We start from the raw sequence: 9551 nt of genomic DNA on the forward strand, positions 1-9551 counted from the left end.
TTCTTGGCCGCGCCCATCAGTGCTCCATCCAACGCGTTTCGTCCTCGAGAAGGGTTCCGCGCGGGCCGCGAAACCGTGACAGCGAGCCAGCGTCGAGCGTGCTCAGAACGCTAGCCACAGCGCGTCCCGGTGGCCGGCACGGCCCGGGGCGACGGGTGCCACCCCTGGGTGTCGACGCTTTGACCTGCGACGATGGTCGCATGGTTGACGTCAGCCAGCGCTGCGCGTCGGCTCGGGCGATGGGCGCCGGCGCGCTTCCACCGGCGGCGCGTCGAGGTTTAAAGCTGTATTCGGTGTGTCTCGGCTGTTCGCCGAAGTACGCTTGCACGCTTTCGTAGTGCTTTTGCTTCGACGACGCGATGGTTGGCGACGATGCGCACCTCTGTGGACCGGGAGCGCGCCAGTTGTGCGCGATGGATTGTTTCAGCAACTTCGCACAGAATTTCGTCTGGCGCTTTTCGGTTGTGACTATCGCTATGGTGGGTGTGCCGGTCATTCGTGCTGTTGCGCATGACGTCGCCCCTTGATGCGCGTGCCCGTGCGAGATGGAACTCATTGAGTACCGCTTCTCTGGCAGGTTAAAACCGCGTGCCGCGGTAGATGCTCGGCGTTCGCGCGCGCGTCGGCGGCGGCGGTCGGTGTCGCCCGGCCGGTGGTCACCATTTGAGTCCGGGGTGTCGTTCTGGTTTGCGCTTCCACGCGTTGCGGTTGGCGCTGATCTGTTTCCGGGTTTCGATGGTGTGACAGCTCGATCAGACTCCGACCACTTGCTTCCCGTCGAGCACTGATCCGCGGCGCCCGCTCTCGGCGAGCCCGGTCGGATGGTGAAACTCTTCGATGGCGCCAGCGCAGCCCGGATAGGCGAGCACACAGCGCTTGTCGCGCTTGCGCACCGTCTCTTTGACTTTTGGCGATACGTAGCCGCCGCTCCTGCCGCGGTTGTTCTCCCATGCCATCGGTGTCGTCTACTTCCTGGGTGTGGTTCTGTTGCTGTGCTTTTGGGGTTGTTCTGTATATACAGCAGGTGCTATCATCTGTATATACAGTCAGTGTGGATAGGAGCTTCCAATGAACCCGGTAGCGCTCTTGGTTGTCATCGCGGTGCTCGGTTTCATCGTTGTCGGCGTGGCCGCGGTTCTGTACGGCACAGTTGACCGGAAGCCATTGTCGGGCACTGAGTTCTACACTGATCGGCCGCCAGCCAGCTTTGAAGAGATGGTTGAGCAGCAAAAGATGGCTGAGGCGCTCCGACCGATAATGGAGATGCTGTACAAGGAAGCGTTCGAACACGGCTACGTCTACGCGCTGCGCGGTGAAGTCCGCGCCCCCACGGCTGAAGAGCGCGAGCGCTGGTCCTACAGCCTGCCACCTGAAGCGTCGGCGCCCGATCTGCGGGCGGTCGCATAGATGGGGAACACGCCATTGCGCGCCGTCCGCGTCGGCGACGAGTTGTGGGAAGCGGCGCAGGCGAAAGCGCTCGCGGAAGACACTAGCGTCAGCGAGATCGTCCGTGAGCTGCTCGCGCGCTGGGTGAAAAAGCCTCCGCGACAACGCTAGCCGCCTAGCGCCGCGTTGACTGCGTTGACGAGTGCGGTAAGCGCGGCGTTGGTGAGGCAGAATGCGCCGACTTGATTCGACAGCTCTAGGTTTTGGGTCTGCAAAAATGCCTGGATTGGAGCTGGGAAGCCGCTGACGTTCCCGTCTGCGGCCTGCCATGTCGTGAGCACATTCGTGGTGGTCATTCGGCTTCTCCTAACGGGTTGACGAGTTCGGGTTCACGATCTTTGGTGACCCGCGTGAGAGGTGTCGCGACGCGGCCATAGTCGGGCGTGCGACGTTGCGCGGTTACCGCTTGCGTTCGTCGCTTCGCATCCAATGGACCCCACAACAAACTGTCGTGCGCCGATGATTCGTCTTCCGGCTCGTCGCCGGGCTCGACGCGTTGAGGATTCGCGCGGTCATGCCGCTCACGCCATAGCTGGTCAAGCTCGAACGTGGTCGGAATCCATGCCTGCGCATCGCTTCTCACCAGCCACAGCAAGAGCTCCGTGTCGTCTACTGGCCACGGTTCTAGGCGCGGCTTGCTGCCATCTATGTTGATCCGGGCGACAGCATCCGGGTTGCGCCACGCTGGCCACAGACTGTCTAGATTGCGCAAATAGAGATCGGAGGCGTGCTCTTCGCCGCCCAAGCTCGGCCGCGAGCTGACGAGGTAGGTCTGCGGCAGTCGCAGCGAAATGAACTCTTGGGCGGCCCGTACTGACCTGTATTCGTCGGCGAGCTCGCTCAAGCGTTTCCAGGCTTCGCCGACGTCGGTTGCGATCGCTTGTGCCGCGGTGCTGGCGGGCCCGAGGTCGCAAGCCAGATCCGCGGCGACGTTGAGGATGGCCGCGAGGCTGGCGTTTAGCTGGCGCAGTATGGGATTCCAATTGGCCGCCAGGACGCCCGACGTATTCGACGTGGCTCGCTGCTTGAAGTTCACCAGTACACGGCGGCGGGCCTCCCACTGGCTGACGGCAGACTCGTGCGCTAGGACCGCCGTGACCCACTCTTCAGAGATTTCGCCGATCTGATACGGGTCGAGGTTGGCGGGTACGGCGGGTACCGGCGTCAGGGCGCGCAATGCTGCTTCGGCTTGCTGTTCCATATCGAGCGCGGCTGCAAACTGAGGCACTGCGTTCGCGACGGCCCGCTGTAGATAGGGGTTATCCGGCAACCGAATTGGTGCGGTATCTATGGGGATGCTCATCGCTGCTTACCTCCGTGTCGGCGTTGTGCTGCGGCGCGGCCGGCCGCGCCGCGCGCAGATTGAGTGCTGGCGGGTGGGTTCGTGTCGTTTTTGACGCCGTGCCGCTTGGCCAGCGCGGCGCGGGCCGTATCGCCGGGCCGCGCTGGTGGGCCAGGCGGCCCGGAGTGTTGCCCCCACTGCGGTGCCCGGGGCTGCGCCGGGGGCTGTTCGCTGATGCCATACAGAGTTCGCAGGTCGGCGCTTACCTTGTCGGCATCGATGTTGCCGTCCGGGCCGGCGCAGCGGTTAGCGTCGGCGACGGCCATGAACGCGGCGAGCTGATCGCCCGACAGTACCTGCGATGCAACAGACTTGAGCTGCTCGGTCAGGTCGACTTCTTGGGCCACGTTCGCCTCTCTGCGTATTCGATCACTGTCTGTCTCGGGAACAACCAGACGCCTGCGTGTTTTCGGCCGTCGAGGTCATTCACTAGGCGCCGAACTTGCCGTGTCGTCACGTTCAAAACGGATGCGACTTCAGCGGTGTCGATCAGCTCCTGGGCCAATTCTGGTGGAGCGTCATCGTTTTCATGTCCGCAGCCGGACATTTCCCAGGCCAGCCGCACTTTCAGAAACCACGCGTTGACCTGTTTGGGCACCGGAGGACCGCCAGCCCGTAGCCCTTCGATGAACCGTTCGACCACATAGAAAGCGGCCTCGAGGTCATCGCCCGCGAGCTCCATCATCCGACGCCGCCGCGTTGGACTTGCTCGACAGCATCAGCGAGTGCGTGGCCGAGCTCGAGTGCTTCGGCTGCGGTGCATTCGAATGTCACGAGACCGTAGGAGATGAAAATTCGCCGGCCGTCGGCGATCTTGACGCGTGCCCGGAAGTTTGTTCGTGTCAGCTTCACGATGCGCCTCCGATCATGGCGCACTCCATGCACTGTCCGGAATCGATGGATTCCTCGAGTGCCAGTGCTGCACCGCACGCGCACTGCCTGTCTGCCTGGCGCGCGTCGGTTACATCGGTTACGGCGGTTGCAAAAAGGTTCGGTTCCGCGCCAGATGTTTCCGCTGTAACCGACGTAACCGCACCCTGGTAGCCGCATCCGTCGTCGGTTGGTTCGTCATCCTCGACCAATTGATCGACATAGCGCTTCCACGCGTCGACGAACTGCGCTCGCGAATAGCCCTTGAACACAGACAATCCATCGCGTAGCGCTTTGGATCCGATGCCGTACTTGCCGAGCCGCAACGCCAGGCCACGATCGTCGATGGGTTCACCCTTGCGGATCGTTGACCAGGGAGATTCGGGTATTTTGGCGAGTCCGTTGGTGATTTCCTCAGTCGGCAGTTTGTCGGCGTAAGCGGTATCGAACACCTTCTTGATGTCCCGCAAGAGAAGCACCCCGATGGTGGGCGGCCGTCTCTTCGCCGCTCTCACAAGCGTTACAGCGGTTACACGGGCTGCTTTCGCCCACCGATCTCCCGCTAGGTCGGCAACCGCCAACAGGGCTTCCCAGCAGTCCGCGTCGCGATCCTCGACGCCGTAAGGCATCTCGGGCCAAAAATCGCCCGACAGAAGCTCGCGCGCTCTGGTAGACCACTTGGCCAGCCGTGTGTAGAGCACTGTCGCTTCGGGTCCGTTTACCCGCGGCCGCCACGGTTCGATCTGCTCGTCGACTGCCCGCCGGCGCATCCTCACAACGATGCTTCGCGTCATGATGGTGTCCGGTAGATCGTCGAGACCCGCGAGCGCGACCGCACAATATGCCGGCAGCTCTTCGGTTTCGACCGTTTTCCCGCGAACAACGCATCGGCCGGCGGTGGCGCCTTTGCGGTGGCCAGCGTTGAGCATCCCGCGCGTGTCCTCGTGCTCTTTGGCTTTTGGGCCGAATACGCAATCGATCTCGTCATAGAGGATGGTCGGTGCGCCGCCCGGGTCGGACACCTTGCGGAACAGATAGGCCGGTGTGGTGTTCACCGCGTGTACCGGCCGCGGCACGAGCGGTTCAGTGACCTCGAGAGCACGCGATTTGCCACTGCCGGGTTCTGGTGACAGGAAAGCGATCCGCGGCGTGGACTCCCAACACTCCATCAGCCACGCGTGCGCGATCCACAACGCGTGCGCGTTGAGCTCATGGTCGCTCGGATAGACGACGAACCGGGATAGATAACTCTTGATGTCGTCCAACAGCGCAGCGGTGTGCGTCGGAATCCCATCCTCGGTCATCCGGCGCTCCTCTTGATGATGGCGGCCAGCTTGGCGCGCAGCAGCTCATCAATGTGTTCCGCGTGCTCGCGCAGCACCCAGCGGAGCGCCGCGGCGTACCCCTCTCGGTAGCCGACGGCTCGGAAACCCGTCGCAGGTCGGTGGTATCGGCGTCCAGAGTGCAGTGGGTCGGGATCGGTGTCACCAGTTAGCCGTACAGCGGCTTCGCGCCGGCGTCGGCGTGCTTCCAGTTCATCGAAGTCGCTGCGGGTACGATTAGGCGCGTCTGCTGGTGTGGATGCCGCCTCGTTGCCCGCGGGGCGGCTTTCTCGTTCTCGGGTCATGCCACACCGCCCCCGAAGGGCTGCATGGCGGCATCGATCTCGTCGCGGCGTAGTCGAACTACTCGCGCGCCAAGGCGGTAGGCGGTCAGTCGGCCGTCGGCGACCATTTGGTGAATGGTTCTGGTGGTTACGCCGAGGTATTCGGCGGCGTCGTTTATCGACAGATAGGCAGGCAGCTTGTTAGAGCGGCCAAGATGATGAGGCATCAAGTCTCCCAGTGAAAGTCGTGTGGCGAACGTGAGCGCATCAGTGCCACCCCTCGCCACGGGAGGGTGCGATGCTGCTCGACGTCCGCCACCTGGGAGGCTCATCGTTCGCCGGGTTCGCCGGTCACCTGTACCGACTACTAGGGCTAGCGTGCCGCTGTGAAGTTTGTAAGTCAGGCGCCTGTCCCAACTGAGGTCAACTGTAGCGAGATGGCTCTAAATTGCAATCACCTTCAGTCTGACGCGTGTCGCTTCCCTCGTGTCGCAGGTGAGACGCATGCCACGTATTCACGAGATTTATTGTGTTTCAACCATTTTCGATAGAAGCTTTGCGATTTGGCGGTCTCGCCCTTGTGCCGCATGCTGATAGCGCATCGCGGCGCCTGGTGTGCTGTGCCCTAGCCTTCCCATCAGCTCGGCCAGTGTCGCGCCGGTGGCCGCCGCGAGGACCGCGCCAGAGTGCCGTAAGTCGTGCCAGCGCAAGTCATCTCGCTTGGCCGCGGAGCGCGCCTTGTAGAACTGCCTGTACAGGCTGGCGGGCGCCAGGTGGCCTCCATGCGCAGCAGGGAACAGTAGATCGTCTTTGTCGTTCCCGACGAACTTCTCAAGGTGACCTTTGATCGCAGGCAGTAGGTGGGGCGGGATCTCGACGTCGCGCCGGCCGGCGTCGCTCTTGGGCGTGGTGGTTTGGAAGCCTTCCTCGACGCGGACCACGGCCCGCTCGACACGGACGATGCCGTAGGGCTCGGGCGCCTCCTCGCCGCTGGCCTCGGCGTTCGCCAATTCGTCTTCGGTCGGCTCGACGATGACGATGTCTTTGCGGCGCAGCTCGGTCAGCTCGCCGAAGCGCAGCGCGCACCAGCTGGCAAGCAACACCATCGCGCGGTACTGCTCGGGCATCTCTTCCGCTATCACTCGAATTTCGTCAAGTGACGCTGGCCGGATCTTGTGGACGCGGCGGGCAGTGCCGGCGCCGCGGATCACGCACGGGTTGACCTTGATCTTGCCGTCGCTAAGCGCGGTGCCCATGATCGTGCGCAGTAGGCCGTACGCGTGTGCGCGGAGCGTCGGTGTCTTCGTGCCCATTTTGGCGTGCCACGCCCGGACATCGTCGGCGGTGATCGAGCCGATCGGCCACGACCCGAACTTGGGCACGATGTGATCCTCGAGCAGCTTCTCGTAATGCTCCCGAGTCCGGTCCTTCAGGTCGCGCTGCGCCATCCACGTCTTCGAGTAGTCGTCGAAGGTCAGCTTCGGCGCCGGCTTCTCGTCAGCCTCGGGCGGAATCCACGACTTCCGGATGATTTCGGACTGTCGCAGCGATAACCAACCTCGAGCCTCTTTCTCGGTTAGGAATGTTCGGGGCGCGCTGTAGCGTCGGCCGTCGGGTCCGCGGTACATCGCCCGGTAGCGGCCGCTGGGCAGCTTGTGGGCGGTGCCGAACGCGCCGCGCTTCTGCGGCTTGCGCCCTTGTCCCCTGACCACCGCGCTCCCTGTCTGCGATACTTCGGCGTGTACTGGCGTGAACTGCGTGAACTCGTTGTGAGCTAACAAGACTGTATCAAGTTTCTGCGAGATTCAGCGTCATTCTGCTACACTGATCAGTGTTGAATCAGGTCAATCCACTGTTTTGGCAGGTCACGATACCCACGCTAGCAAACTGAGCGAACTGGTTCAATCCCAGTATCGCGCACCACGTTTTCGCAGTTCAGAGCATGTTTGCGGGCCGACTTGGTCGAACCGCTGCCAGTATGCCGCCCGTTGGGAAGAGTGGGGAAGACGCCGCGACCGACACCAGTCGGGAGCTCGTTGTTTGCGCACTGGGGACCAATTTGCGCTGTGCTTGATATGCGCAACGCCAGTGACAATGGAGCGTGTCGTGCGTAGATATTCGGAACGGGCGCAATTGGTTCTGCCGTTTGGGGTATTAGCCAGTCGCGGTGGACTCCCCCGGCCCGCCGAAGCCCAAATAGTCCCAGCCTTCGCCGGTGCCGTTGTCGAAGGAACTAGTGCCGACGCCCCCGCCCTGTCCTCCGCCGTTGCTTCCAACATTTGAACTAATGGTGCCGTTGCCGCCTATGCCGCTGGCGCCGTCCGCGCCGGCGCCACTGTTGGCGACGAAGCTGGGCGACGCAGCTGGGGTGTCGACGACGGCGGCGCCGCCGCCACCACCGCCGCCGGTCGCGCCGCCGCTGGTCTCACCGGCGCCGCCGCTGAACGCGACGGGCTGGACCTCGCTGGTCGCGGCGCCGCCGGCGCCGCCTGCCCCACCACTGTGGGCGGCGTCGCCCGCGCCGCCGCCACCGCCACCGCCGCCACCGGCGGCGAAAGTAGTCTCAGGGCCGCCGAGGTTGAGGAAAACGTTTCCATTCGTGCCGATGCCGCCGTCACCGCCGACTCCGCCGCCGCCGCCGGTGCCGCCGCTAGCGCCAACCGGACTGGCACCGGCGCCGCCTGCCCCACCGCCACCGCCTGCTCCCTTAGCAAACCCGGTGACGTCGACGGCGCCGACGTTGCCCCCGGTGCCGCCGGTACCCCCGACTCCGCCTGCGCCGCCCGTGCCACCGCTGCCGGCCTGCCCGAAGAGCCCTCCCCCGGTGCCGCCGGACCCGCCGGCGCCGGCGGCACCGCCATCGCCGCCGACACCGCCGGTTCCGCCTGTCGCGGTGCCGCTTCCGCCGCCACCGCCGTGTCCGCCGTGTCCGCCGTCGCCGCCGAGGCCGCCCGCGCCCGCGGCCCCGCCCAGCAGGGCCTGATTGGCGCCGCCGGCTCCGCCATGGCCGCCGGCTCCGCCGTGCCCGCCCGGCCCGCCGGTACCGCCGGCCGTTGCGTTATCGATGCCGGGTGCGCCGGTGCCGCCGAGGCCGCCCGCTCCGCCCGCACCGCCGGCGCCGAACAGGGAAACCAGTTGCCGATTCGCGCCCCCGGCGCCCCCGTCCCCGCCGTGGCCGCCGGTGCCGCCGAAGAGGCTCGAGCCGCCCATCCCGCCGGCTCCGCCGGCACCGCCGGGGCCGCCGCCGATCCATCCGCTGGCGCCACCGGCGCCGCCATTCCCGCCGGCACCACCGATCAGGGCCTTGCCGTTTCCGCCGGCCCCGCCGTCACCGCCGTGGCCCCACAATCCCGCCGAGCCGCCGGCCCCGCCCGCCTGGCCGGCCCCGCCGGAACCACCGTTGCCGCCGTTGCCGATCAGCCATCCGCCGTCGCCGCCGGCCTGGCCGGTGCCCGGCGCACCGTTGGCCCCGTTGCCGATCAGCGGGCGTCCCGTCAGCAGCTTGACCGGCCCGGGCGGCAACTCCAGGCTCTGGAATCCACCGACCAGGGCCGTCAGCGGGTCGGCGTTGGCCGCCTCGGCGGCCGCATACTGCCCGCCGCTCGAGGTCAGCGACTGCACGAATTGGTCGTGGAAAAGCGCCGCTTGCGCGCTGAGCGAATGGAACTCCTGGGCATAGCTGCCGAAGACCTGGGAGATCGCGGCCGAGACCTCGTCCTGCGCCGCGGCCACCACCGAGGTCGTCGAGGCGGCCGCCGTCGTATTAGCCGCTCTGATCGCGGACCCGATCGCGTCCAAGTCCGCCGACGCGGCGGTGAGAATCTCCGGGTCTACCTGCACGAAAGAGGACATCTACGGCTCCTAATCCCTTGTGGGGCCGTAGATTAAAGTCGGCGACTTGCGAGATTCTTGCGGCTGCTCGGCTTGAGCCCGCCTCGCGGACGACTTGGTTAGGGCTGCCCGGTGCCCCCGTCATTGCTGTTGACAACCACGCCGTGCCCGCCGGAGCCGCCAACGCCAGTGGTGCCCCCGTCACCTCCGCTGTTGTGGAAAACACCGTTGTTGGCGCCGATGCCGCCCGTCCCCCCTGCGGCACCGTCTGTGCCGACGTTGCCGGGGAAGGAACTCGCGTTGGCGACCGCGCCGCCGCCACCGCCGCCGCCGGTGCCGTTGCCGCCGCCGCTTCCCCCGAGACTGAGCGCAGCGGTCTGAGTGAGGTTTAACGCGGAGCCGCCGGCGCCTCCACCTCCGGCGGTGCCGCTGGCGGTAGCCGCCCCGCCGCCGCCG

General features: G+C 65.5%; 11 protein-coding genes and 1 pseudogene. 1 reads left to right on the forward strand and 11 read right to left on the reverse strand.

Translation table 11 applies throughout. From position 1 onward, the window contains the following. Positions 1–752 precede the first annotated feature (752 nt). The gene (locus AWB92_RS29685) at positions 753–956 is read right to left on the reverse strand and encodes a hypothetical protein (protein ID WP_142282311.1); all 204 of its coding nucleotides are present in this window, start codon (positions 954–956) and stop codon (positions 753–755) included. 112 nt (positions 957–1068) lie between these two features. On the opposite strand from AWB92_RS29685, the gene AWB92_RS25585 reads away from it, so the two are divergent. Continuing rightward, positions 1069–1407: a hypothetical protein gene (locus tag AWB92_RS25585; protein ID WP_085190656.1), complete on the forward strand. Its 339-nt coding sequence runs from the start codon at positions 1069–1071 to the stop codon at positions 1405–1407. 146 nt (positions 1408–1553) lie between these two features. Here the strand turns inward: AWB92_RS25585 and AWB92_RS25595 are convergent, their stop codons facing one another. From AWB92_RS25595 to AWB92_RS31195, 10 genes and pseudogenes are all read right to left on the reverse strand, one after another. Next, entirely contained in the window at positions 1554–1742 is a 189-nt protein-coding gene (locus tag AWB92_RS25595; protein ID WP_085190660.1) for a hypothetical protein, read from the reverse strand. Beyond that, on the reverse strand, positions 1739–2749 hold the full coding sequence (locus tag AWB92_RS25600; protein WP_142282312.1) for a hypothetical protein: 1011 nt from the start codon (positions 2747–2749) through the stop codon (positions 1739–1741). The genes AWB92_RS25595 and AWB92_RS25600 overlap by 4 nt, the downstream gene beginning before the upstream one ends. Then, positions 2746–3135 carry a hypothetical protein gene (locus AWB92_RS25605; RefSeq protein WP_085190664.1) on the reverse strand — a complete coding sequence of 130 codons (390 nt, stop codon included), beginning with the start codon at positions 3133–3135 and terminating at the stop codon, positions 2746–2748. Before AWB92_RS25605 ends, AWB92_RS25600 begins: the two co-directional genes overlap by 4 nt. Beyond that, positions 3114–3473 carry a helix-turn-helix domain-containing protein gene (locus AWB92_RS25610; RefSeq protein WP_142282313.1) on the reverse strand — a complete coding sequence of 120 codons (360 nt, stop codon included), beginning with the start codon at positions 3471–3473 and terminating at the stop codon, positions 3114–3116. Before AWB92_RS25610 ends, AWB92_RS25605 begins: the two co-directional genes overlap by 22 nt. Continuing rightward, positions 3470–3640, reverse strand: coding sequence for a hypothetical protein (locus AWB92_RS29910; protein WP_158090409.1), 171 nt, complete (start codon positions 3638–3640; stop codon positions 3470–3472). Before AWB92_RS29910 ends, AWB92_RS25610 begins: the two co-directional genes overlap by 4 nt. Beyond that, positions 3637–4962: a DUF3631 domain-containing protein gene (locus AWB92_RS25615; RefSeq protein ID WP_085190668.1), complete on the reverse strand. Its 1326-nt coding sequence runs from the start codon at positions 4960–4962 to the stop codon at positions 3637–3639. Before AWB92_RS25615 ends, AWB92_RS29910 begins: the two co-directional genes overlap by 4 nt. Positions 4963–5281: 319 nt before the next feature. Beyond that, positions 5282–5491 (reverse strand): helix-turn-helix domain-containing protein, encoded by a 210-nt coding sequence (locus AWB92_RS25620; protein ID WP_085190670.1) that lies wholly within the window; start codon positions 5489–5491, stop codon positions 5282–5284. Positions 5492–5788: 297 nt separating this feature from the next. Continuing rightward, entirely contained in the window at positions 5789–6976 is a 1188-nt protein-coding gene (locus AWB92_RS25625) for a site-specific integrase (RefSeq protein ID WP_085190671.1), read from the reverse strand. Positions 6977–7418: 442 nt separating this feature from the next. After that, positions 7419–9116, reverse strand: a complete 1698-nt coding sequence (locus tag AWB92_RS25630; protein ID WP_085190672.1) for a PE family protein — start codon at positions 9114–9116, stop codon at positions 7419–7421. Positions 9117–9214: 98 nt separating this feature from the next. Continuing rightward, a pseudogene (locus AWB92_RS31195) lies at positions 9215–9551 on the reverse strand (PE family protein); the annotation flags it as partial.

It is taken from the genome of Mycobacterium sp. IEC1808 (assembly GCF_002101935.1).
Classification (GTDB): domain Bacteria; phylum Actinomycetota; class Actinomycetes; order Mycobacteriales; family Mycobacteriaceae; genus Mycobacterium.

What these genes read in the sequence shown, in the direction of transcription:
- AWB92_RS29685 (WP_142282311.1), bottom strand. Translation starts at nt 956, where the DNA reads ATGGCATGGGAGAACAACCGCGGCAGGAGCGGCGGCTACGTATCGCCA.
- AWB92_RS25585 (WP_085190656.1), top strand. Translation starts at nt 1,069, where the DNA reads ATGAACCCGGTAGCGCTCTTGGTTGTCATCGCGGTGCTCGGTTTCATC.
- AWB92_RS25595 (WP_085190660.1), bottom strand. Translation starts at nt 1,742, where the DNA reads ATGACCACCACGAATGTGCTCACGACATGGCAGGCCGCAGACGGGAAC.
- AWB92_RS25600 (WP_142282312.1), bottom strand. Translation starts at nt 2,749, where the DNA reads ATGAGCATCCCCATAGATACCGCACCAATTCGGTTGCCGGATAACCCC.
- AWB92_RS25610 (WP_142282313.1), bottom strand. Translation starts at nt 3,473, where the DNA reads ATGATGGAGCTCGCGGGCGATGACCTCGAGGCCGCTTTCTATGTGGTC.
- AWB92_RS25615 (WP_085190668.1), bottom strand. Translation starts at nt 4,962, where the DNA reads ATGACCGAGGATGGGATTCCGACGCACACCGCTGCGCTGTTGGACGAC.
- AWB92_RS25620 (WP_085190670.1), bottom strand. Translation starts at nt 5,491, where the DNA reads ATGCCTCATCATCTTGGCCGCTCTAACAAGCTGCCTGCCTATCTGTCG.
- AWB92_RS25630 (WP_085190672.1), bottom strand. Translation starts at nt 9,116, where the DNA reads ATGTCCTCTTTCGTGCAGGTAGACCCGGAGATTCTCACCGCCGCGTCG.